Source organism: Exiguobacterium sp. s150 (assembly GCF_018618435.1).
Taxonomy (GTDB): domain Bacteria; phylum Bacillota; class Bacilli; order Exiguobacteriales; family Exiguobacteriaceae; genus Exiguobacterium; species Exiguobacterium alkaliphilum.
In genome coordinates this window covers 51027-74508 of sequence record NZ_JACSMC010000012.1, presented here as the reverse complement: position 1 = coordinate 74508, position 23482 = coordinate 51027, and the positions used below count along the sequence as shown (strand labels likewise).

The window sequence follows — 23482 nt, the reverse complement described above, 5'->3', positions numbered from 1 at the left end:
TCTCAGGAGGGGTGATGGCACACCCTCATCTGAAGGCTTGAGCAAAACAGAAATGGACTGCGCTCGCACAAGCACTTCAGAATCCCACTGCTTTAGCTGTGGGAGTGTCAAATAATGTTTTCGTATACTTTAGTGCGCTACCGTGAAATGATAGAGCTACCTAACTAAAAAATAAAAGCGAGGTGGAAGCGTGACCCGTACTACAAATAGTGAAGCTTCGAAAATTTTAACGCATCTCTTCAGCACGACGTCGTTCGTTGGGATCGACTTCGGGTCTGGACCGAACCACCACCTGCTTTACTTCAAGCGCGGGGACGACCATGAGGCTTGGCTCTCCATCGAGGGGTCTTGGCACGTCCATACCGCGGACACCTTATTCGATGAGGCGCTACAACTGCAACGTCTCATCGAATTGCGGCGCGAACGGGTCCGTCACGTCCGTCTAGGCGACGAATATCCACATCTCGAGTTGACGTTCGAGTCTGGCCGCACGTTATTCGTCAACGGTTTCCATGAACAGTTCGAGAGCTGGCAGGCAGGGGACGCCCGCCCGCTCGGGGGAGATGAGTACTTGCTCGTCGCCATGCCGCAAGGCGAACTCGCCGTGTTTGTCGAGGAGGAGGCTTGATGGGCATCTGGACTGAAATCGCCACGTATATGCTGATTGCGTTTGGAATCAGCCTCGCCATCATCGTCCTGCGTAAAATTACCAAGTCATAACAAAGGAGCGGCCGCGGCCGCTCCTTTTTATTTAACCGTCTCATCTTCGAACAGGCTTGCTCCGTTCGTCTGGATGACGTCTTGATACCAGAAGAACGAATCTTTCCGTGAACGCTCGAGCGTCCCTGACCCGTCGTCGTGCTTGTCGACATAGATGAACCCGTATCGTTTGCTATATTCACCCGTCGATGCACTGACGAGGTCGATACAGCCCCAGCTCGTGTAGCCGATGACGTCGACCCCGTCCTCAATCGCCTCGACCATCGCCTTCAAATGGTCACGCAAGTACCCGATGCGATAATCGTCATGGACCGAACCGTCCGCTTCGACGTTGTCATACGCCCCAAGACCGTTCTCGACGATGAGGAGCGCCATCATCGGGGTCGTGAAGTTCCGGACTGCCTCATGCGTCCGCTTTTGAAGAACGCCTCCACTTTTGACGAGACGTACGTCGCCAAGATGATTGGAATGACAGAAGACGCATAACTCATCAACACGACCGGTAAATTGAGGAACGTGAGCGTCTCGCCAGCACCTTGCATCGCGACGATGGCCGGATAGACGAGCGCTCCCCCGATAATCATCCCGATATACGGGTTCCCACCGAACTTCTTCGCGGCCGAGTGTCCGAGGATGACCGGCAGGAAGTAGAAGAGGGCATCGGCCGCTGCGTTCAAGACGATGTACGTCCCCATGTCTTGCGTGAGGAGACCGAGGGCGACGAGAATGGCAAGCAATCCTTTCAACAACCCGCTCCCGGCCATCGGGCCGAGAATCGGGGTGAAGATACCGGCAATCACATCGATCAAGCGATTGAACACGCCCGTCTTCTCTTCTTCCTCATTCGATGACGTTTGAAAACCTCCGGCTGCGACGACGTCCTGATAGACGTACGGTACATTGTTGCCGATGACGACTTGGAACTGGCCGCCGCTTTGGACGACCGTGATGACGCCATCGTGTTGTTTCAGCGTCTCCGGGATCGGCCTTTTTTTCATCTTTCAATTTGAAACGCAACCGTGTCGCACAGTGGAACACGCTTTTGACGTCGTCTTTCCCACCGACGTGACGAATGATGTCGTCGGCGAGGGCCTTGTATTGGCTCATTTTGCTCACTCCTTCAGTTTGAGGTAAAAAGAAAAACCTAAATGTACGTCTACATCGCGTAGCGTCATTTAGGTTTGGCCTGCATCATCAGTAACCATCCTTAGGATCGTCTTTCTTTCATTAAATTTTCGATGTGGATCATCATATAGAGCCGTTCATCGGTCGACACCGCATAGTTGTACTTCGAGGCGATCAGTCCCGCGATTTTCTCGACGCATTCATAGGCGTCAGGATAGCGCAGCTTCACCATCTCAAACAGCGTCTCATCGCCTCCGGTCTTCACCGGCTCTTTCGAGGCGAGCCGTTGGACGAAGTATTTGAGATGGGTCAAGAACCGGGAGTAGGCGTGCGACTCTTCATCCAAGTCGATTTGAAAATGGTACGTGATGATTGTCAGGATCGCTTGGGTCGCTTTCGTCATCTCGGTGACAAGGTGTAAGTTCTCACCCTTCGCGCCAGACATCGTCGCATTGACGAGATGAAGGGCGATGGCGACGGCCTCATCTTCATCGAGGACGACGTCGTGCCGCTCGTTGATGAGCGCGACCGCTTCTTTCCCGATTGAAAATTCAGGTCCATAAAACCGTTTCACTTCCCAAACGAGCGGGTTTCGGATGACGATTCCATCGCGATAACGACTGAGGGAGAAATGAATATGGTCGGCGAGCGTCACATAAAGCGAGTCGTGCACCGTCTTTTCGAGCCTTGTTTCGGCGAGTTTGACGATTTGCTTCACCGTCTCCATCTCCTCACCCGGCATCTCATTTAAAAAATGGACGAACCGATCATGGCTCTCTTTACTCTCGAGCGTAAAGATCTTTTCGATTCGCGCTTGATCGATCGCGTCACCAGGTCGTTTTGGGAACGCAATCCCTCGTCCCATGACGACTTGTTCTTGACCGTTCGCTTGAATGGCCACGACGTTGTTGTTGAACACTTTTGAAATGTGCATGGAATCTTGTCACCTCCGCTCAGGGTCGATTGAAAAGAAAAAAACCTAAATTCACGCCGGTCCCCTAAAGTTGGATGGACGGCATCAATTTAGGTTTTGCCTGCATGACCAGTAACAATCCCAAAGTGGATTTTCTTCTTCTCGTCCTTAGCATACTCCGTTGATATCTTGACGTCAACATAAAAATAAAACGCTTACACGATGACCGTTTTATTCGAACAAGATGCGTTGCATCCGTTCCGGGGCCGCCAAAAAGTCACGCATGACCCGAACGTGCTCGAGTTCATCGAACGACGTCGGTTCGAGTCCCGTCTCGACTTGAAGGATGTCAGCGTCAGGATAAGACATGAGGATCGGCGAATGGGTGGCGATGATGAACTGGCTCCCCGACTGCACAAGTTCATGCATCCGGGCGAGCATCGTCAATTGTCGCATCGGCGACAGCGCGGCCTCGGGTTCATCTAAAATATAGAGACCACGCCCCCGGAAGCGATGCAACATGAGCGAAAGGAACGCTTCCCCATGTGACTGTTCATGAAGCGACCGACCTCCGTACGATGCGTAAAACCGTTCCGGGTCCGGACTCGAGCGCGCAATCTCATCAACGTAGCTCGACAATTGATACGCCGTCTCGGCACGAAGAAAAAAGCCGTCTTCCGGCCGATACGCGCCCCGGATTGGCCGAAGCGCTTCAAACAACGAACTATGTGTCGAATCGGTCTCAAACCGAAACGAGGTCGCTCCGCCTTCCGGGTTGAACCCGGCGGCGATGGCTATCCCTTCAATCAACGTCGATTTTCCGCTCCCGTTCTCCCCGACGAGAAACGTGACCGGCTGGGTCAGCGTCAACTCGTTGAACCTTTGAAAGATTGGCAGTGAGAACGGATAGCCCGGGGACTCGACTCGGTCCCGTTCTAATCTTACGCCTCGTAAAAACAGATTCAATTCCATTCGATCCAAAAGACCGCCCCCTCTCGTGATTCGACTCCATACGACAACCCTTGGGCCTCGAGCAACAGCTTGTTGATAGCCAGACCGAGTCCATGCCCGTTCGAGCGGTCACCTTTCACATACATATCCCATATGTTGTTCCGCATCGATTCTGGAATGCCCGGCCCCTCGTCCTCGATTTCGAGCCGTCGCTCTGTGAGCCGGACTGTGATCACGCCGCCGACCGGGCTGGCGTGATAGGCGTTTTGAAGAAAGTTCGACAAAATCCGCTCCATCGCCACTCGGTCAACTTGAGCAGCCACCCTTTCAAGGTCGAGCGCGACCGTCACTTTCTTTTCACTGAACCATTCTTTCATCCGTGAAACGGTCTCTTCCATCAATTCGTCCATATAAATAGACTCGATCGTAAGCGTCAACTTGTTCGCGGATAATTTTGAATACTCGAGCATCTCGGTGACGAGCCGGTCGATGCGGTCGACCTCCTCGGTCATGCTCCGTCCGGTCGCGGCCACGTCTTCTTGTTTGACGACTCCGAGTTCAAGCATCTCCGCCTCGTTTCGCACGATGGCGAGCGGGGTGCGAACGTCATGCGTGACCCCGGAGATGAACGTGTTCTGTAGCCGCTCTTTTTCTTCGAGCGACATGTTCATCTGCCGGACCGCTTCCGTCAAATCACCAATCTCATCGTCGGTAACCGGCGGTAGCGTGAGATCGTGCCGGCCCGACATGATGGAGGCGGTCGCTTGTTTCAATTTGACGAGCGGGGTCGTCAAACGCTTGCTCATCCAATACGTCATGCCGATGGCGACGAGAAGCGCGAACAAAAAACCGCTCCCAAGAATGACGTAAATTTGGCGAAACTGTGGATTTGCCAACGGTGCGGTCGTATACGTCACAATTTGCAAATCACCTTCCTCAAGTTTGAACGTGAGCAGGTTTGTTCCGTTCATACGAATTTGGTCTCGTTCACTTAATACGTCCGGGTTCAGAAACGGTGTCATATGGCGATGCATCCGGCCGCCCCGCTCAAGGTCGAGCCGTTCCCCGTCTCGAAACACGACGACATCGAACTGTCCAGGGATGCCCCGACCGTCCATGAGCGCATCGTAGACAATATCAGCTTCCCGCCCGAGTTGAGTATAGCTTTCGGTCTCGGCAAAACGACCAATCAGCAGCGACGTTAGCCCGAACGTGAGCACGGCCATGACCGTAAGCGGCAAAATCGCCATGACGAGTAACTTCTTCATCAATCGATTCATCGGATATCCTCCAATCGATAGCCGACGCGGTGCACCGTCTTTAATTGCCGTTTCATCGTCGGCAACTTGTCGCGCAACTGTTTGACGTGTGTGTCGACCGTCCGGGTGTCCCCGGCGAACGTGTAGTCCCACACGTCATCGAGCAGACGATTCCGATCGATGGCTTCTCCGCTATGCTTCAAAAAGTAAAGCAACAACTCATACTCTTTATTCGTCATGCGAATCGCACGGCCGTCATCGGTCACCGTCCGGGAGCGAGCATCCACCGTCATGTCGCCGAACGAGATTTCATCCGTCTGTTTGACGAGACGCTTCAGGCGGATTTCGAGTTCTTTCAATACAATCGGTTTGACCAAATAATCGTCAGCCCCGAGCTCAAGTCCGAACACACGGTCATCCGCCTCGCCCCGTGCCGTCGCCAAGATGATGACAGGAGCAGGCCGCAACGCCTTCAATTTCGGAATGAGCGTCCACCCTTCCCCGTCCGGCAAACGCACGTCGAGGAGGACCGCATCGAACGGTTGCTCAAGCTGTCGCTTCGCCTCGGCGAGCGTACCGGCCACACGAACGTGAAAACCAGCATACGTCAGAAAGCGGGCAAGTCCGTCCGCTAATTTGGGTTCATCTTCGACCACGAGTACGTTCATCTCTATCGCCTCCACTTTGATTATATCGTATCGGGAAACAGACCCCATCGTTTCCCAAAGACAATTTGCAAAAACCTTGCAACTCCCTCACAACTTTTGAACGGTCGCGTCCTACACTTGAGGTAGTAAAGGAGGAAATTGACATGAATAAATTAGCAATCGCCCTGGCCGGCCTACTTGTCGTCTCAGGCACAGGCGTCTATGCCGCCACGAACGATACGACAACGACTGACGGAACGGAAACGACGACACAATGTGAGCGCGGCGAACGCGGGGAGCGCGGGATGTTCGGTGACCGGGCAGCCGGACAAGCCGCCTTACTCGAGGCGCTCGGGTTGACCGAGGACGAAGTGGCAGCAGCACGTGAAGAAGGGCAGTCACTTCCTGAGTTGGCCGAATCGAAAGGAATCACCATCGAACAGTTCATCGAGGCGATGATCGCGTCTCATGAAGCCAAACTCGACGCAGCGGTCGAATCCGGTGATTTGACGCAAGAAGAGGCCGATTCAATCCTTGCCGAGCATGAGGCGCGCTTCGCCGACGTCACGAGTTATGACGACCTAGACGAGATACGCGGTTTTGGCGGAGGACGTCATCGGGGCGGACACGGCCCACATCACGGTGGTCCATTCGGCGGGTCGAACACAGATGAGGATACACCTTCAAGCGATGACAACGTAGACGACCAGAGCACGAATTCATTGTAAGCAAAAAGGCAACCGCGCGGCGGTTGCCTTTTCATATGGACAACAATAAGAGCGAATAACCGAAGAGCCCGACGGCGAAGGCTCGAAAACTGCTGTCCCGTTCCTCTGGTAGCTCTTCTTTCATGACGTTCAAGATGATGCCCCCGGCCAAAAACGCGACGATGATGGACAACGTCAATTCATCGAGCGCCGAGAACGCGCCGACGCCCCACCCAGCGAGCACCGAAAGGGACAATAAGAGCCGTCCTTCCCGATCATACATCGCTTTGTGATGGTGTCTCAGCCCTTGGTCGACCGTGATGAAATGAATCCCGAGCGCAAAGAAGTAAAGCGTCATCGTCCATGCATTATCGAACGCGCTCTCGGCGAGCACATAGCCGATGCTGAAGTTATAGAAAACGAACAGCGCCATATGAATCCAGAACACGCTGCCGCTCCCGCGCCGACTCATCTGTGTGGCGAGTCGCTCGAGACCGTAAAACGCGGCCAGGCCAATCATGCTGACGACGAGAATATGATTCTCAACCGATGCGAAAAGCCCGTCCCCTAAATGACCTTCCAACTGTTCTTGATATTCATTCAACTCCGGTAAGAGGTGCAAGAAGACATAAGCCACCGCGACGCCGCCAGCGAGCGATAAAAAACGACTGCGCGGCGTCTCACGCACATGAATCAAGTTTCCCGAGAAATAATGGATCAAGGCAAACCCGATGGCAAACAATAAGCTCAACCAAAACATTCCATCCACCTCCGACACTTACCCGTCAGCCGAACGATTAGACGACTCCCGGTCCTTGTTCCTTACCCGAGTGCTTTGCCGAATACTCTCATTCGCCTCGTTCGGCTCGTTGCCGTGCTCGAATCTCTTTCTCGACGCGACGGAGCGCCTTTTTTGAACCGCGGGCAAAGTCATGGGCTTCCTTGCGGTCCCGATAGTTGACGAATAGCGTCTCGAGGTCGTAGCCTGCCGGATAAAGATCGATCGCTTTCGCCTCAAGCCGGACACGACGGAGCGGATAATCGTTAGACACGCCGTCGACATACACGGTAACGCGACGCAACGACTCGTTCATCGCATACACGAGGCCGACTTGATTCGTCTCGAGCAGGCGGACCCGATCCCCTTTTTCGAAGCGTTCATCCGGTTCGATGACCGGTCGGACGAGTTCTTGCGCGAGTCGTGATGAATCGACGAGCGACTGATCATACGTTTTATCATGCATGTAGCGTTCCGCCTGCTTCAAAATGCTCACGGGCAGTTTCATTTTTCGGGCGATGAACAAGGCGTTACTGTCGCCGGACTGTCCAATCAACAATCGATACTTCGGCTCGAGCGTGTCCGGATCGAACTGCATCGCCGCATTCATGAAGTCCGGGTGCATCTCCGAGTACGCTTTGATCTCCCCGTAATGGGTCGAAGCGACGACGAGGCAGCCTCGCTTGTATGCCTCTTCTAAAATCGCGATGGCGAGGGCCGCTCCCTCGTTCGGTTCCGTCCCGCTTCCGATTTCATCGAATAATAGTAATGATCGCTTCCCTGCCTTCTGCATGATGCTCGCCACGTTATGCATATGGGCCGAGAACGTGCTGAGCGCCGACCCCATATCCTGGTTGTCCCCGATATCGACGAATACGTCGTCAAACGTCGAGATGTCCGTGTCCGGATGTGCCGGGATATGAAGCCCGCTCATCGTCATCAAACTGAGCAGACCGATCGTCTTCAAGACGACCGTCTTCCCGCCGGCGTTCGGTCCAGTGATGATGAGACCGCGATACGTCTCACCGAGCGAGAAGTCGAGGGGGACCGCTCGTTCGAGAAGCGGGTGGCGGACTTGTTTCAAACGGATTTTTCCGATGGCGTTCACGCGCGGGGCGATGCCGTCGATGGCTTGGCTATACTTCCCTTTCGCGAACACCATGTCGTATTGGGCGATGACGTCGAGTGTCGCCTCGATGGTCGGTAACGCCTCGGCCACCATGCCGGTGAGCGTGGCGAGCACTTGGTAGATTTCGACCGCCTCCTCGGTCCGTTTGACGACGAGTTCTGCGTTCAGTTTTGCTACCGCTTCGGGCTCGATGAAGACAGTCGTGCCACGGCTCGACGTGTCGACGATCGTCCCGGCGATTTTATGCTTATACGAGGCCTTGATCGGAATCGTGAATCGGTCTTGTTTTTTCGTCACGAAACCGTCTTGAATCGCTTCCCGGTTCACCGCACTCTTCAAAAACTTACTCAATCGCTCCTCGATCCGTCCTTCGAGAATCTCGATTTGCTTACGGACACGCTTCAATTCTTTCGAGGCCTCGTCGACGACGCGTCCCCCGCGAATCGACTGGATAATGTCTTCCTCAATCTGACGCCACTCGCTCATCTCACCGGCGTACATGGATAAGAGCGGGGCGAAGAACGCCTGCTCCGTCATGAATCGCTTCAACTTCCGGGCACCGCGGAAAAACTCGGCGACATCTTCTAATTCGCTCGCCTCAAGTTGAATCCCGCGGCTGATTTTCCCGATGAGCGGTTCCATCGCGGACACGCCGATAAATGGGACGTGTGACGTCGCGTCGAGAATCGCGCGCGCCTCTGTCGTCTCTTGCAGTCGTTTTTTCACCGTTTGTAGGTGGCTCGTCGGACGCTGGTTGCATAACAACTTCCGTCCGAATCCGCTGATGCAGTAGCGTTCGACGCGTTGGATGAGTTCAGTATATTGTAATTTTTCTAATGTTTGGTCGTTCATGGGAATCTCTCCTTAAATATGATGGAGATACCGCGCAAACAAAAAGCGTCGGCCGATGACGACCAACGCAAAAAGACAGACCGGTGTCTGGCAGTTTATGAAGGGCGGTATCTGTAACAGAACATGAAGGCATGACAAAAACACGCGTCATCCGACATTTTTCAGTTCGTTAGGCAGATACGACCTCACTCATTAACATGCAACACCTTTCTCATTCAGTTTCGCCCTAACTATACAACAGATTTTCGAAGAAGTAAAATTTCTAGAGAACGCTTTCAAATTAGGCCTTGATATCTATATTCGGGCGTGCTATGTTGAGGGTGACGAAACGAATAATGATCACATGTGACTGATTCGATCAGGCATGGGGTAAGACGAAAGGCTCACGCCACCCGTCTATACTCCATGCCTGTTTTGTTTTTTCACAATCATTTTTCGAACGAAAGGATGAATCGAAGATGTCATTGAATAAGTGGATGAAGAGACATACACTGACACTTTATGCACCCATGGAAGGAGACATCATTCCACTTGAGGAAGTGAGCGACCCAGTGTTCAGCGAGAAGATGATGGGCGACGGAATCGCCATCATGCCGACTGACGGGACAGTCGTCGCACCGGCCAAAGGGACCATCGTTCAAATCGCACCGACGAAGCATGCAATCGGGATTCGCACCGATGACGGCGCTGAAATTTTGATTCATGTCGGGCTCGACACGGTCGAACTTGCAGGTGACCCGTTTACCGTGCATGTGAACGTCGACGATTCGGTCGAGGTCGGTCAACCGCTGCTCACAGCGAACCTCGAACAGATTCATCAAGCCGGAAAAGACACGGTCACGCCGATGATCGTCACGAACGGTGGCGAACTGAAGGAACCTTACGTCTTCCATACAGGCGGTCCTGCCCTCTCTGGCAAGACGGTCGTCGCTCAAGCGGAACAATGACTCCTCGATAGGAGGAACCATGTTAAAAATCAAAAAAATCTTGAACAACAATGCGGTCATCGTCTCAGACGACGGGGAAGAGAAGATTGCCATCGGGCCGGGCGTCGCGTTTAAGAAGGCGCGCAACGACGTCGTCAATCCGCATAAAATCGAGAAACTGTTCGTCATGTCTGAAGGCGACAAGTTTCAACAACTCTTGAGCCGCATCCCGGTCGAACACTTCACGATTTCTGAAGAGATCATCAGTCACGCGGAGAAGCGGCTCGAGACGACGTTCAACGAACACATCCACGTCGTCTTGACCGACCATATCTCGTTTGCCATCGAACGGGAGCAAGAAGGGATCTCGCTCCGGAACAAACTGTTGAACGAGATCAAAATTCTATATCGCAATGAATATGAAATCGGGCTATGGGCGATTCAGCATATCGAGAATACGCTCGGGGTGAAGATGCCGAAGGACGAGGCCGCCTTCATCGCGCTCCACATCCATACGCTCAAAGTGAAAGGAGGTGATTTACGCAAGACGGTCAAACAGACGACGATCGTACGAGACATGATTCAATCGATTTCACGACGACTCGACCTCTCTATCGAAGAAGATGACTTATCCTACCAACGTTTATTAACACATTTACGATTCGTCATGGATCGGGTCAACCATTACGATCACCACACGATTGACGAGGACATGTTGACGATGATTCAAACGAAATTCTCGTCTGCTTACGCGTGTGCGTCTGATGTCGCAACGGAAATGGAAGACTTATACGGCATCGTCTTGCCCGAATCAGAGCTCGGTTACATCACGCTTCACATTCAACGCCTGCAAGACCAACACCATCAAAAAGGAGGACATTCACAATGATGAACTTTTTACAACGTCTCGGACGTTCCCTCATGTTGCCGGTTGCGGTACTTCCTGCAGCGGCCATCCTCATGGGAATCGGTTACTGGATCGACCCGGTCGGCTGGGGTTCTGAAAACATTGCTGCCGCATTCTTAATTAAAGCCGGTGCAGCCATCATCGATAACATTCCCATCCTCTTCGCCGTCGGGGTCGCCCTCGGGATGGCGAAAAACCGTGACGGCTCGGCCGCCCTTAGTGGTCTCGTCGCTTATCTCACGGTCACGACGCTTCTGTCTGCAGGATCGGTCGCCTTGTTCCAAGGGGTCGACGTCGAAGCCGTCAACCCGGCGTTCGGACGCATCGGTAACGCGTTCGTCGGTATTCTCTCGGGTATCGTCGCCGCTCAAATGTATAACCGCTTCAGCCACGTGAAATTGCCTGACGCCCTCGCCTTCTTCAGCGGCAAGCGTCTCGTTCCAATCATGACGGCGTTCTCCATGATTCTCGTCTCGGTCGCGCTCTACTTCATCTGGCCGGTCGTCTACACTGGACTCGTCGGATTCGGTGAATCGATTTCACGTCTCGGCGCGTTCGGTGCCGGCCTTTACGGCTTCTTTAACCGTCTGTTGATTCCGACCGGTCTTCACCACGCCTTGAACTCGGTGTTCTGGTTCGACGTGGCCGGTATCAACGACATCGGAAACTTCTGGTCGGGTGAAGGCGAGAAAGGGATTACGGGGCGTTACCAAGCCGGCTTCTTCCCAATCATGATGTTCGGTCTCCCGGCAGCAGCACTCGCGATGTATCACACAGCGAAAACGAAACGGAAAAAACAAGCGGCTTCACTCCTTCTCGCCGCAGCGTTCGCCTCATTCTTCACAGGGGTCACAGAACCGCTCGAGTTCTCGTTCATGTTCCTCGCGCCAGTCCTTTACCTCGTGCATGCAGTGTTGACAGGTGTCTCGCTCTTCATCGCCGCGACGTTCCAATGGACGGCCGGATTCGGGTTCAGCGCCGGGCTCGTCGACTTCGTGCTCAGCTCACGGTTGCCGCTCGCGAACCAACCGTACATGTTGCTCGTCCAAGGTCTCGTCTTCGGTGCCATCTACTATACGATCTTCCGCTTCATGATCGTCAAACTCAACTTGGCGACACCAGGCCGCGAATCGGATGAGGCGGTCGATGCCGTCGCAACCGAGACAGCGCCTGAAGGCGACACGAAAACAGCTCCAGTCGCAGCCGGCGGACAATACTCGGCCATGGCAGCGATGATTTACGACGGACTCGGTGGCGACCAAAACGTCACAGGCATCGAGTCTTGTGTCACGCGTCTCCGTGTCGACGTGAAAGACATGGACACGGTCGACCAAGCACAAATCAAGAAAGCAGGCATCCCTGGAATCAAGGTTGTCAGCCCGAACCACATTCAAGTCATCGTCGGGACGAACGTCCAGTTCGTCCTCGAAGAAATTGAAAAACTCCGGAGCCACCGCGCCGGATAAATGATGAAAGCCACCTCAAGCGAGGTGGCTTTTCCTATAGTCGACGCATCAAGCGTAACGCAAAACGTTACATTTGGCGCAACCGGTTGATCCGTTCGACCGGATTCGGGTGTGTCGACAACAGCCCGCTAATCTTTTTCTTCAACGGGTCGGAGAAATAAAGCGGGGCCGACGCACTCGACGCTTCTTTCACCGGTGTCTCGACGTTGGCAATCTTCTCGAGCGCCGAAGCGAGCGCTTCCGGGTTACGCGTCAGCTCCGCCCCGCTCGCGTCCGCTAAAAATTCGCGATTTCTTGAAATCGCCAAGTTGATGAGCGTCGCGATAATCGGTGCGAGGACGAGCAGGACGAGCCCGACAATTAAGAAAATCGGGTTTTGATTGTTGTCACGCCGTCCGCCGACACTTCGAAAGAACAGCATCCGCGACCCGATGTCACTCATAATGGCGATGACCGAGACGAGGGCGAGCGTGACCGTCGACAATCGGACGTCATAGTTTTTGATGTGCGCGACTTCGTGGGCGATGACCCCTTCGACCTCTTCCCGCGACAGACGGTCAAGTAGACCCGTCGTGACCGCGACGGCCGCCTTTTCCGGCTTAAGTCCGGTCGCGAACGCGTTCGGGGACGGGTCGTTGATGATGAAGACGCGCGGCATCGGCACCCGGGCGACCATCGCCATGTTCTCGACCGTATGCCATAAGAAGCGATGCTGCTCGACCGAGGTGATTTCTTTCGCATGGTTCATCCGCATAACGATGCCCGTGCTCGACATGATGACGATACCGACATAAAACAACGAAAAGACCGGTGTGAAAATGAGACCCGGCAACGCGTCCCCGTAATTGATATACGAAATCGCCGCCCCGACGAGCAAGACGAACAAGACGAAGCCGGCGACGATGAACACTGTCTTCACTTTGTTTTTACGAATCTGTTCATAAAGGAGCATCGCTGGCACCTCGCATTAGAACGAGACGCGAACGTTCTCGCGTTCTTCCTCTCGCGCCTCGAGCATGTCACGCTTCTCAAAATGATGGAGTGAGGCGATGACGTTCGTCGGCACCGATTCGATTTTCGTATTATATTTCATGACCGTATTGTTATAGAGTTGTCTTGAATACGCGACTTTGTTTTCCGTTTGCGTCAACTCTTCTTGGAGCATCTTGAAGTTCTCGTTCGCTTTCAAGTCAGGGTATGCCTCGCGAAGCGCGAATAGATTTTTCAGGGCGCCGCTCAACTGATCGTTTATTTCCATCTGTTCTTGCCGCGTCGACCTTGCTCCCATTTGATTACGGAGTTCGACGACTTTCGCGAGCGTCTCTTCTTCGTGTTTGGCGTACCCTTTCACCGTCTCGACCAAGTTCGGAATCAAGTCGTAGCGACGTCTCAGCTGTACGTCGATTTGGGCCCACGCCTCATCGACCCAATTTCGATACTTCACTAATCCGTTATAAGCCGAGAAATAAATGACGGCCAGCAAGATGATGACGCCTAATCCAATCCATAACATATTCCTGCACCTCGTTTCTTAAATTCACTGCTGTTCTAATTCCCTTTCATCGTATACGATAAGCTTATCTTTTACAAAAATAAGGAAAAGACACAGTCTAGGCTGAATCATGTCAACAAATCGTCATCAAAAAGGAAGAGTGGGACCGCCGTGCAACTGTGAAAGGCGACGCCCATGCCGTTTGGCAGCATATTTGACCGACCATTATATGTAGGATTGGAGTGTTCTCGATGTTTGTCACAACGCTTGATGCTAGACTGACCGATTTATATGAAGAGATGGTGACGCTACGCCGTCATTTCCATCAACATCCCGAACTCTCATTCGAGGAACAGGAGACGCCCCGTTTCATCGCGCGTTATTTACGCGACCTCGGCCTTGACGTCCGAGAAGGGGTCGGTGGCAATGGCGTCGTCGGGCGTATCAAAGGTGGGGACGGACCGACGATTGCGTTCCGGGCCGACTTTGACGCCTTGCCGATTCAAGACTTGAAAGACGTTCCGTATCGCTCCAAAGTGAACGGCGCGATGCACGCATGTGGTCATGACGCGCATACGGCGTCGCTCCTCGTGCTCGCCAAAGTGCTCGCCGAGGCCGAGTTGCCAGGAGATGTCGTCTTGATTCACCAGTTCGCCGAAGAACTCGCCCCAGGTGGTGCCAAACCGATGATTGAAGATGATTGTCTCGACGGTGTCGACTATATATACGGCGTGCACATTTGGACACCGCTTCCGTTCGGAACGATCGGCATCAAGACCGGCCCGATTATGGCGGCAGCCGACCGTTTCGAACTGACGATTAAAGGCAAAGGCGGTCATGGGGCCATCCCGCACCATACGATTGATTCGCTCATGGTCGGCGTCAACGTCGCGAGCCAACTCCAACAAATCGTGAGTCGCCGCGTCGATCCGCTCGAACCGGCCGTCTTGACCATCGGGACGTTCGAATCGGGACAGGCGTTCAACGTCATCGCAGACGAAGCCCGCCTCTCTGGAACCGTCCGTACGTTTAATCCGGACACGCAAACCCGCATCATGGAAGACATAGAGCGCATCATCGCCACGACATGTGCCGGGGCAGGGGCCGATTACGAGTTGAACTATATTCAAGGCTACCCTGCCGTCATCAATCACCCGATGGAAACAACGCACGTGCGTCATTCGGCCGTGAACGTGGTCGGCAGTGCCGGCGTCATCGAGATGTCCCCGCTCATGGTCGGGGAGGATTTCGCCTATTACTTGCAACACGTCCCGGGCAGCTTCTTTTTCGCCGGCGCCGGTAACCCCGAGCGCGATGCGATTTTCCCGCACCACCACCCTCGCTTTGACATCGACGAACGGGCGATGCTCCTTATGGCCCGCATCTTGATGAACGCCGCGTTTGAGACGTGGGAAGAGACAAAAGAGGAATGACGCGACGTCGCGTCATTCCTCTTTTTCTTCTGGCAAAATTGAGATGAGGACTTGGTCGACCCGTTTCCCATCCATGTCGACAACTTCAAAACGTAGGCCATACGCCTCGACGATGTCTCCGCGTTTCGGAAAGTCACCAAGCGTGTAGATGACGAGTCCGGCGAGCGTATGATACGCGTTGCGTCCTTCGTCAAATCGCGCGTCACGGATGCCGAGCGTCCGCTTCAAGTCCTCGATGCTGAGGAGTCCATCGGCTAAATACGTGCCGTCTTCCCGACGAACGACGTCAGGCGCCTCTTCTTCAATCATCACTTCCCCGACAATCTCTTCAAGAATATCAAACAACGTGACCAGTCCGAGGAACCCGCCATACTCATCTAAGACGAAGGCGATGGGCGATCCGGTCTGTTGCATCATTTGAAGGACTTGGCTCGCTTCGCGTTGCTTCGGGACGATCAGTGGCTGTTTGATTTGTTTTAAAATGTCCGATGGCGCCGCGAGTTCCGGCAACATCAGCACGTCACGGACATCGACGTATCCGACGAACTCATCGAGCGTCCCGCGTCCGACGGGGAGTTTGTTATGTCTACTTTCATATACAGCGGCTTTGATGTCGGCCATCGAGTCTTCGATATCAATCCATTCAAGTGTCGTCCGCGGTTGCATCAGTTCATAAATCAATTGGTCATGAAACGCAAACACGCGCTCGACTTGCTGCACTTCTTCATGCGCAAACTGTCCTTGTTGCGCTCCTTCGAATAACAGTTGCTTGATTTCAAGTTCTGTCTCCCCATCTGTCCGTTCTGCCTTCAACCCGAGCAATTTGAACAAGAACAGCGTCGATTTCGATAGAATCCAAATGAATGGGCGCATCACTTTACTGAACAAGTCGAGCGCCGGGATAATCGCCATCGTCACCCGTTCCGGTGCGACGAGCGCGATTCGTTTCGGGACGAGTTCCCCGATGATGAGGGAGAGGTACGTGATCACGGTGACGACGAGCACATATCCGACTGTCGACGCCGACTGTGCGCTCATGCCGAGCTGTTCAAACGCGTTGCCGACCGGAGTCGAAAACCTGGCACCCCCGTATGCCCCGTTGATGATCCCAATCAACGTGATTCCGACTTGGACGGTCGAGAGCAGGTCTGTCGGGTCTTTTGAATACTTCAATGCGATTTGCGCGCTCCGCTTCCCTCGATTCGCCTCGACTTCGAGCTTCGACGGCTTCGACGAGATGAGCGCGATTTCGGTCATTGCGAAGATCCCGTTCAACACAATCAAAAACAAGACGATCATTAAGTCAATCCATATGGAAGAGCCCACCGTATTCATCACCTCTATAGTTATTTCAGTTCACTTTATCCATCATACGTCTCTGTACCCGTTTTGTGCACGAAAAAAGCCACTCCTTCAAGCGGCTTCCTTCATCGACTCACGCGCGAGCGCCGTCGCTTGTGACTGTTTGAAAATGACGACGCCGAGGAGCAAGATCATCAAGCCGATGACTTGTCCAGGTGCCAACGTAAGTTGCGGCATGCCGAACGCACCGAATAAGTCGACGCCGAGCGCCCAAACCAATTGCGACACGAGGATGACCGACACCGACAACGTCGGACCGAGCAGCTGGATGCTGCGCATGACGCAAAAGACGACGCCCACCCCGAGCAGCCCGCCAAGTGCATAGATGGGTGAGACGTCCCGAATGCCCGCAAGGTCCCCACCGAACAGAACGAGCGGTACGAGCGACCCAACGAGCCCGACGATAAAGACGAGCACCGTCGTCGCCCACGCCCCGAGATGGACGTTCATTTTCGCATTGACGGCCGCTTGTACACTGATGAACGCACCCGCGATGGCCGAACAGATGATTCCAATTACCATGAAGATTCTCCTTATTCATAGAGCATGCCATTGGCACGCTGCTTTAATCGTTCCATATCCAAAATCTTGACTTGCTTCCGTGTCCGTTCGACGAGTCCTTCGTCCGCGAACGCCTGGAGCGTCCGGTTCAAATGTCGATAGCTCGTCCCGAGCCATTCGGCCACTTCTTTTCGCTTCAATTGACTCATCTCGGATTGAAACAAGTCGTTCCCGGCCTCGCTGAGCGAGACGAGATAGCCGGCGAGTCGTTCCTCGAGCGTCGACATCAAATGGTTCGACGAGGCGTTCGCTTCGATAAATAGCTTCTCTGACACGCCACGAAGCAAATGTTCGGTAAATTCGATCGTCCGGTTGTATGTTTTCAACACCTCAAACGGGATGCGCAGACAGACGACCGTCCCGACCGCTTCGACGGTATGGAGCACGTGACGTCCGCTTGCGTATTCGATATCGCCAATCAACGTCGGTGCGGCTTTCAAGCGGAGGAGCCGCAACTTGCCTTCCTCACTGAGCGTATAGATTTTGACGCGTCCTTCTAAGACGACGAACAACGAATCGATCACGCCGTCGTTCGCGCAAAGCATCGCTCCCGAAGGAAACGTGACGATCGAGGAAGCAGCGAGTGTCTGTCCCGAGAACAAATGGTGCCAACCGAGCCGATGTAGCGCAGCCTCTACTTTCATCTCCATCTCCTCCTCATGTGAACGTGTAGACGCCAATCCCGATGACCATCAGGCCGAGCCCGATGACCTGCCCTCCGGTGACCGGTTTTTTCGCGACACCGAACCATCCGTTCGAATCAATGATAAACGCTCCCATCAACTGCGCGACGAGTAAGACACAAATCGCCCACGTCACCCCGAGTTGTTGAATCGCCGTCAATTCACCAAAGACGACAAAGACACCGAACAACCCGCCTAGACTGTAGTACCAAGGCACGCGACGAAACGCGGTCAAATCGCCATCACGCTTGAACGCGTAGATGAATAACGCCAGCACCAATCCGACGAGGTGGACGATGGTGACCGACAACCATGCCCCGACCGCATAGCCGAGTTTGGCGTTGAAGATGCCCTGCAACGCGATGAACGTGCCCGAGAGCAACGCAAAAATGATTCCCATCCCTATTCCCCCTGTCTCTTCGTCTGACTGTACGGGAGAATGAATCGTTTGAAAAGGACATATGTCCGAAAAAAAAACAATCTAGGCGATTGCCCAGATTGTCCATGTCGTTAGTTGAGTAATTTGACGACTTCTTCTGCTACGCGTTCAGACGATTGTGGGTTTTGTCCCGTGACGAGACGTTCGTCGACCGCGACGTTGACCGCCCAGTTGTCGGCCCCATCGAACTTGCCGCCCTTTTCACGCAGTGCCGATTCAAGCAAGAACGGCACAGCGGATTCAAGTTGCATTTCCCGCTCTTCGGCGTCGGTGAAGCCGGTCACTTGTTTGTCTTTGACGAGCGGTTCCCCGTTGCTCAACGTGACGTTGACGAGGCCGATTGGGCCGTGACAAACGGCGGCGACGACGTTCCCGCTCTCATATACGTCACGGACGACACGTTGAAGCGTCTCATTGTCCGGGAAATCGACGACCGTTCCATGTCCACCAGGAAGGAACACGGCATCATACGAATCATCCGCGACTTGGTCAAGTCGGACCGTATTTTTCAACAAGGTTTGTGTATCTAAAATCTCTTGTGACAAGCCGTCCTCGAGACTGTTCGCATCGATTGGCACGTCTCCGCCCTCGATACTCGCGACCGTCACTTTGTATCCTTGTTTCTCAAATTGAAGATATGGTGCGGCGAACTCCTCGAGCCAAAGCCCGGTAGCATGACCGTTCTCTAGTTTATCGGCAGACGTCGCAATGATCAATACATGTTTAGCCATCGTTCATTCCTCCTTCAGAAAGTTACATACGACATAGTTGTTCCCCGTCTCCTCTCGTTTAAACCATCAAACGCGTTAAGAAATCGGGACGTGTCTCTTTTTTCGACCAGGTCATTTTTTACGGACGGGTCCTCCGTATCGGGCGGCTATACTGTACCCATCAGCTCATAGGAGGGGTCATCGTGACGAAATCGATACTCGAATGGGGATTTGTTGCCGTCGCCGCTTTGATTGTGCTACTCATCGTCCTCGGAAGTACACTATGCACGCTGTGACGCTCGTTCACGGAGCTGTCACGCGAATATCCGTTTACCGTACGCCTGAAATCGGGAACATCTTTACTGTTGTCCATCGCCATTTCACTTCGAAAGGATGTTGATTATGTCAGAACGCGTTTTCATCAGTCCAGCCAAGTATGTGCAAGGGAAGAACACGATTGACCAGCTCGGAAAGCATGTGGGCCATTTCGGCTCGAAAGCGCTGTTGATTGCCGACGATATCGTCTGGCGCATCATCGGGGACCGCGTGACGACCGCTCTTTCCGCAAGCGACGTCGAGACGGAGAAGGCCGACTTTGTCGGCGAGGCGTCTCGTCATGAAATCGAACGGATTGCCGCTTCCGCGAAAGAGAATCATGTGTCGTTCGTCATCGGTATGGGTGGCGGCAAGACGCTCGATACGGCAAAAGCGGTCGCCGATGAGCTTAACGCTCGCATCGTCATCGTTCCGACGATTGCCTCGACGGATGCACCGACGAGCGCCTTATCCGTCATCTATACGGATGAAGGGAATTTCGAGACGTATCGTTTTTATAAGAAGAATCCAGACCTCGTGCTCGTCGACACGAAGTTGATTGCCGAGGCACCGGCCCGCTTCCTCGCCTCAGGCATTGCGGACGCCCTCGCGACGTGGGTCGAAGTGCGGAGCGTCCTCGCATTTGGCGGGAAGACGATGGCCGGCGGTGTCCCGACCATCGCGGCCGAAGCGATTGCGAAACGCTGTGAAGAAGTGCTGTTCGACTATGGGATCCCAGCGTACGAGTCGGTGCAGGCGAAAGTCGTCACGCCGGCGCTCGAAGCTGTCGTCGAGGCGAACACGTTACTCAGCGGCCTCGGCTTCGAAAGCGGCGGTCTGGCGGCGGCCCATGCCATCCATAACGGGTTCACGGCACTCGACGGGGACATCCACCATTTGACCCACGGCGAAAAAGTCGCGTTCGGCACACTCGTGCAGCTCGCGCTCGAAGGACGGACACAAGAAGAGTTTGAGCGGTACGTCGCCCTATACATGGCGCTTGATTTACCGGTCACGCTCGAGGACGTGAAATTGAAGGACGCCTCACGAGAAGATATCCTGAAAGTCGGACAAGCGGCCACCGCAGAAGGCGAGACGATTCATAGCGGCTTTGACGTCACACCAGAAGAAGTCGCGGACGCCATCATCGCGGCCGATCGGTACGCCCGTTTGTATCAAGCGAAACAGCGATAACAAAAACGAGGATCAGCGCACGGGCTGTTCCTCGTTCTTTTGTTTCGGGGAGGCGATGAACGTCAACAGGATGCCGACGACCATGCAACTGACGGTCAATATGAAAAACGTCAGTTGGTTCGCGTAAATGATGTTCGTGAACTGATTCCAACCTGTCGCATAGGCCGCATTCGTCGACTCCTGAATCCCATCACGGAGTGCGTTCGCCTGATCCATATTGACCGTCAGCGCGAACGCTGCCATGGCGATGCCGCCGATGATGAGCCCGATTCGCCCGAGCGGATGGACCGTTTGCACCGTTCGACGCGCGAGCCGAATCGTGATCCAAACGAACAATAGCGCGAACGGCCAGCCGATGAGGAGAACGAGCACGTACGGGTTCCCTTCCCCTGCCGGCTCCGTGTACGATGCCGTCATCGTTTCACCGAGCTTGAATAAAACGAACGTGATCAGCGTGATGATGAACCACGCCTTGATTAACTTTTCCATGACTTCACCTCGCCCTCAGTATAACAAAACACCGCATGCCTCGGCATACGGTGTTCGCTCATGACTTCGGACGAATCGCGTAATAAATCAGGATGACGAGCCATGTCCAAATCCCGGTGAAAATTCCGAGAATCCCGATGATGAAGAATCCAAGCGGAATCATCGACTTCGTACGATTGTAATCTTTCCACATGTCCGATAGCCCTTTGATGTTGAAATACAAAAAGGCAAAGAACAAAATGAGCAATAAAAGCGGTAAGCCGAAAATGAGTTCCATACGATCACTCCTTTCTTGTCCCGACCGTTCTCGTTAGTTCAAGTGTACCGCGCTCATGCGTACGGCGCATCGGGCTGCGGCCGTATGCATCCATGGTCATGAGGCGGATACGCTCGTACTCTATTCCCTAAAAGTTTCTCTTTTCAACATTTCTAAAAAAGGGAAAACAGAACTATCGATTGATAAGGAGGACGATCATCATGAAAGTCATCGCCGCGTTCTTCATCGTCTGTCTGTTTTTTAGCGCATATGTCACCGAAGCTGCAACGAACACAATCGCCGGCTATACGCTGCAATCGACGAAACTGTATGGACGTGCTATGCAGACGTCACCGGTCTTGAAAACCCTTCCGAAGAACACGCCGGTACAGTATTCTGTCTATAATCGAAGTTGGTCGAACGTCTACATCGGCAACACCCGCTACTTCACTCCGTCCACGAACCTCAAAGCCGGCATCCCGAAACTTTCCTCCACCGAACGGCTCCGCCTCGTCAACAAACAACATGGCCTGTCTAAAACGTATCGCTCGTCTCAACTCGTACCGCTCACAATCCCGACCGTCTATGCGAAAGGAAGCGAGCGGACACTTATGGCCGCCGAGGCCGCCCACGCACTCGCTCGTCTCTATTACGATGGTCGAAAACAAGGACACACACTCTACGCCTTGAGCGCCTATCGGTCGTATCGCACGCAACAGTCCCTCTACACCTATTGGGTCAACGCCCGCGGGACGGCCTACGCCTCGATGTATGTTGCCCGGGCAGGTCATAGCGAGCATCAAACAGGACTCGCGGTCGACATGACGAGTCAACGTATGCAGCTGGGGCTCGCTGCCTCGTTTGACCAGACCCCGGAAGGAAGATGGATGTTAGCGAACGCCCATCGCTACGGCTTCATCATTCGTTACCCGAAAGGGAAAGAAGCGGTCACCGGCTATAACTATGAGCCTTGGCACCTGCGCTACGTCGGCGTCAAAGAGGCGACGACGATGAAACAAAACAACTGGACGTTTGAAGAGTGGTGGGCGAAGCGTTGATGGCAAGCAGGAAGCAATAAACCGGAGCCGACTTCACGCTATACTAGAAGATGTACGATACTTGTGAAGGGGGAACCGAGGATGTGGATTGTGATGAACAAGTTGGACGTGGAAAAAGGGAAGGTCGAGGCGGTGAAAGCCCGGTTCGAGACGACAAAGGGAATCGAGTCAATGGATGGGTTCATCCGTATGCAAGTGTTGACCGACACGTCGGACGAGACGAAAGACCAAGTCGTCATCATGACGACTTGGCGTGACGCGGCGAGTTTTGAGAACTGGCTCGAGAGCGGAGCTTATAAACATGCCCATAAAAAACGGGACGACGGCACGTCGGAAGTGAAGCCGGTCGTCCTCGGGAACACAGTCAGTCAATATGAGGTCGCCATCGAACACGGCGCCTCATCCGATCACGTATAAGATGTCTTGCGGACGAATGATGCCGAGGAGCGGCTCATCCGTTTTGCCGGTCGCTGTGACGAGGAGCGCGTCGAGACGTGCTCCTTCTTTCATGTTCACGAAATGATGATGGGCTTCGATGACGGACGTGTTCGCGGCGATGAAGCGATACCGATGGATGTGCGGATCATGATGGAGCACGTGGCTCACGAGCACCCCTTCGAGCGAGACGTGTGACGCGTACGCCGCTTCGGCGAGCCAACTCGTCACGCCTTTTTTCGTCAATAAGCCGAGCCACGATCCGTCGATGCTATAAATCGGGAACTGGGAGTAATTCTCGTTTCGAATCGCCCGCAGCACGTCTTGTAGAGGATCGTCTGCCCGAAATGTTGTCACCTGTTTTTGAAACAGCGGGATGACCAACTTCGGATGCAACAGTTCCCGCTCCACTTCAAGAATCAAGTCGACAATCGAATCGTGCGGCTCTGCGATGATGAAGTCAGGTTCCCGTCGCTCATGCACGATGGCGTTGCGCAACTGGCTCATCTGGTGTAAGTCTTCTTTATACCGTTCAATGATTGGATTCTGTTTGGCGAGTCGGTTGACCATGTTGCTGAAACTAAAATGTTTCCCATCGCCCATCTCGCGACTCAAATAATCTTCAATCCGATGATACGACGCGATGAACTCTTCGGCTCTACTCATGTTTCCACT

26 protein-coding genes and 2 pseudogenes are annotated in these 23482 nt (G+C 53.7%); 9 read left to right on the top strand and 19 right to left on the bottom strand.

From position 1 onward, the window contains the following. Positions 1-190 precede the first annotated feature (190 nt). Entirely contained in the window at positions 191-628 is a 438-nt protein-coding gene (locus tag KNP76_RS08000) for a hypothetical protein (RefSeq protein ID WP_211780138.1), read from the top strand. 119 nt (positions 629-747) lie between these two features. Here KNP76_RS08000 and KNP76_RS07995 read toward each other — a convergent pair. The 7 genes and pseudogenes from KNP76_RS07995 to KNP76_RS07970 form a co-directional block, all read right to left on the bottom strand. After that, a pseudogene (locus KNP76_RS07995) lies at positions 748-1089 on the bottom strand (family 1 glycosylhydrolase); the annotation flags it as partial. A gap of 5 nt (positions 1090-1094) precedes the next feature. Then, a complete protein-coding gene (locus KNP76_RS07990; RefSeq protein WP_246514282.1) occupies positions 1095-1718 on the bottom strand; it encodes a PTS transporter subunit EIIC in 624 nt (207 codons plus the stop codon). A gap of 28 nt (positions 1719-1746) precedes the next feature. After that, a pseudogene (locus KNP76_RS15840) lies at positions 1747-1827 on the bottom strand (hypothetical protein); the annotation flags it as partial. A gap of 100 nt (positions 1828-1927) precedes the next feature. Next, positions 1928-2779 (bottom strand): BglG family transcription antiterminator LicT, encoded by an 852-nt coding sequence (gene licT / locus KNP76_RS07985; RefSeq protein WP_214843986.1) that lies wholly within the window; start codon positions 2777-2779, stop codon positions 1928-1930. Between the two features lie 210 nt (positions 2780-2989). After that, positions 2990-3730 carry an AAA family ATPase gene (locus KNP76_RS07980; protein ID WP_029333892.1) on the bottom strand — a complete coding sequence of 247 codons (741 nt, stop codon included), beginning with the start codon at positions 3728-3730 and terminating at the stop codon, positions 2990-2992. Continuing rightward, positions 3721-4989 carry a HAMP domain-containing sensor histidine kinase gene (locus KNP76_RS07975; protein ID WP_029333893.1) on the bottom strand — a complete coding sequence of 423 codons (1269 nt, stop codon included), beginning with the start codon at positions 4987-4989 and terminating at the stop codon, positions 3721-3723. The genes KNP76_RS07980 and KNP76_RS07975 overlap by 10 nt, the downstream gene beginning before the upstream one ends. Further along, the gene (locus KNP76_RS07970) at positions 4986-5636 is read right to left on the bottom strand and encodes a response regulator transcription factor (protein ID WP_214843984.1); all 651 of its coding nucleotides are present in this window, start codon (positions 5634-5636) and stop codon (positions 4986-4988) included. The genes KNP76_RS07975 and KNP76_RS07970 overlap by 4 nt, the downstream gene beginning before the upstream one ends. Before the next feature lie 143 nt (positions 5637-5779). Between KNP76_RS07970 and KNP76_RS07965 the strand changes: the two genes are divergently transcribed. Then, positions 5780-6343 (top strand): hypothetical protein, encoded by a 564-nt coding sequence (locus KNP76_RS07965; protein ID WP_211780142.1) that lies wholly within the window; start codon positions 5780-5782, stop codon positions 6341-6343. A 31-nt stretch (positions 6344-6374) separates the two neighbouring features. Here the strand turns inward: KNP76_RS07965 and KNP76_RS07960 are convergent, their stop codons facing one another. Further along, positions 6375-7082, bottom strand: coding sequence for a hypothetical protein (locus tag KNP76_RS07960; protein ID WP_214843982.1), 708 nt, complete (start codon positions 7080-7082; stop codon positions 6375-6377). An 88-nt stretch (positions 7083-7170) separates the two neighbouring features. Further along, a complete protein-coding gene (locus tag KNP76_RS07955) occupies positions 7171-9081 on the bottom strand; it encodes an endonuclease MutS2 (RefSeq protein WP_214843980.1) in 1911 nt (636 codons plus the stop codon). A 476-nt stretch (positions 9082-9557) separates the two neighbouring features. Here KNP76_RS07955 and KNP76_RS07950 point away from each other — a divergent pair, with 476 nt between their 5' ends. From KNP76_RS07950 to nagE, 3 genes are read left to right on the top strand one after another with little or no spacing between them, the layout of a single operon-like run. Next, positions 9558-10028 (top strand): PTS sugar transporter subunit IIA, encoded by a 471-nt coding sequence (locus KNP76_RS07950; RefSeq protein ID WP_251137398.1) that lies wholly within the window; start codon positions 9558-9560, stop codon positions 10026-10028. Between the two features lie 19 nt (positions 10029-10047). Continuing rightward, on the top strand, positions 10048-10896 hold the full coding sequence (locus KNP76_RS07945; RefSeq protein ID WP_214843976.1) for a PRD domain-containing protein: 849 nt from the start codon (positions 10048-10050) through the stop codon (positions 10894-10896). Continuing rightward, positions 10893-12380: an N-acetylglucosamine-specific PTS transporter subunit IIBC gene (gene nagE / locus KNP76_RS07940; RefSeq protein ID WP_034816876.1), complete on the top strand. Its 1488-nt coding sequence runs from the start codon at positions 10893-10895 to the stop codon at positions 12378-12380. Before KNP76_RS07945 ends, nagE begins: the two co-directional genes overlap by 4 nt. Before the next feature lie 67 nt (positions 12381-12447). Here nagE and htpX read toward each other — a convergent pair whose 3' ends face one another. Together htpX and KNP76_RS07930 are read right to left on the bottom strand one after the other, a co-directional pair. Continuing rightward, positions 12448-13332, bottom strand: coding sequence for a zinc metalloprotease HtpX (gene htpX, locus KNP76_RS07935; RefSeq protein WP_211780147.1), 885 nt, complete (start codon positions 13330-13332; stop codon positions 12448-12450). Between the two features lie 15 nt (positions 13333-13347). Beyond that, a complete protein-coding gene (locus KNP76_RS07930; RefSeq protein WP_034808016.1) occupies positions 13348-13893 on the bottom strand; it encodes a LemA family protein in 546 nt (181 codons plus the stop codon). A gap of 230 nt (positions 13894-14123) precedes the next feature. Here KNP76_RS07930 and KNP76_RS07925 point away from each other — a divergent pair, with 230 nt between their 5' ends. Then, positions 14124-15305: an amidohydrolase gene (locus tag KNP76_RS07925; protein WP_214843975.1), complete on the top strand. Its 1182-nt coding sequence runs from the start codon at positions 14124-14126 to the stop codon at positions 15303-15305. A gap of 12 nt (positions 15306-15317) precedes the next feature. On the opposite strand, the gene KNP76_RS07920 is transcribed toward KNP76_RS07925, so the two are convergent. The 5 genes from KNP76_RS07920 to KNP76_RS07900 all read right to left on the bottom strand — a co-directional run bounded on the left by KNP76_RS07920 (position 15318) and on the right by KNP76_RS07900 (position 19081). Beyond that, entirely contained in the window at positions 15318-16640 is a 1323-nt protein-coding gene (locus tag KNP76_RS07920) for a hemolysin family protein (protein ID WP_034816882.1), read from the bottom strand. A 78-nt stretch (positions 16641-16718) separates the two neighbouring features. Next, positions 16719-17189 (bottom strand): DMT family transporter, encoded by a 471-nt coding sequence (locus KNP76_RS07915; protein ID WP_214843973.1) that lies wholly within the window; start codon positions 17187-17189, stop codon positions 16719-16721. Positions 17190-17200: 11 nt separating this feature from the next. After that, positions 17201-17872 (bottom strand): Crp/Fnr family transcriptional regulator, encoded by a 672-nt coding sequence (locus KNP76_RS07910; protein ID WP_081852689.1) that lies wholly within the window; start codon positions 17870-17872, stop codon positions 17201-17203. A 13-nt stretch (positions 17873-17885) separates the two neighbouring features. Next, entirely contained in the window at positions 17886-18311 is a 426-nt protein-coding gene (locus KNP76_RS07905; RefSeq protein ID WP_034808008.1) for a DMT family transporter, read from the bottom strand. Between the two features lie 110 nt (positions 18312-18421). Next, positions 18422-19081 (bottom strand): type 1 glutamine amidotransferase domain-containing protein, encoded by a 660-nt coding sequence (locus KNP76_RS07900; protein ID WP_214843971.1) that lies wholly within the window; start codon positions 19079-19081, stop codon positions 18422-18424. Positions 19082-19462: 381 nt separating this feature from the next. On the opposite strand from KNP76_RS07900, the gene KNP76_RS07895 reads away from it, so the two are divergent. Beyond that, on the top strand, positions 19463-20569 hold the full coding sequence (locus KNP76_RS07895; protein ID WP_034808004.1) for a glycerol dehydrogenase: 1107 nt from the start codon (positions 19463-19465) through the stop codon (positions 20567-20569). 12 nt (positions 20570-20581) lie between these two features. Here the strand turns inward: KNP76_RS07895 and KNP76_RS07890 are convergent, their stop codons facing one another. Both KNP76_RS07890 and KNP76_RS07885 read right to left on the bottom strand, forming a co-directional pair. After that, positions 20582-21058 carry a hypothetical protein gene (locus KNP76_RS07890; RefSeq protein ID WP_034808003.1) on the bottom strand — a complete coding sequence of 159 codons (477 nt, stop codon included), beginning with the start codon at positions 21056-21058 and terminating at the stop codon, positions 20582-20584. A gap of 58 nt (positions 21059-21116) precedes the next feature. Next, positions 21117-21335 carry a hypothetical protein gene (locus tag KNP76_RS07885; protein ID WP_034808001.1) on the bottom strand — a complete coding sequence of 73 codons (219 nt, stop codon included), beginning with the start codon at positions 21333-21335 and terminating at the stop codon, positions 21117-21119. A gap of 200 nt (positions 21336-21535) precedes the next feature. On the opposite strand from KNP76_RS07885, the gene KNP76_RS07880 reads away from it, so the two are divergent. Then, complete coding sequence (locus tag KNP76_RS07880; RefSeq protein WP_214843969.1) at positions 21536-22372, top strand: M15 family metallopeptidase; 837 nt, start codon at positions 21536-21538, stop codon at positions 22370-22372. Positions 22373-22453: 81 nt separating this feature from the next. Continuing rightward, complete coding sequence (locus KNP76_RS07875) at positions 22454-22789, top strand: antibiotic biosynthesis monooxygenase (protein ID WP_034807998.1); 336 nt, start codon at positions 22454-22456, stop codon at positions 22787-22789. On the opposite strand, the gene KNP76_RS07870 is transcribed toward KNP76_RS07875, so the two are convergent. After that, positions 22772-23473 carry a CBS domain-containing protein gene (locus KNP76_RS07870; RefSeq protein ID WP_214843967.1) on the bottom strand — a complete coding sequence of 234 codons (702 nt, stop codon included), beginning with the start codon at positions 23471-23473 and terminating at the stop codon, positions 22772-22774. The two genes, KNP76_RS07875 and KNP76_RS07870, sit on opposite strands and share 18 nt — an antisense overlap. Positions 23474-23482: the final 9 nt, after the last annotated feature.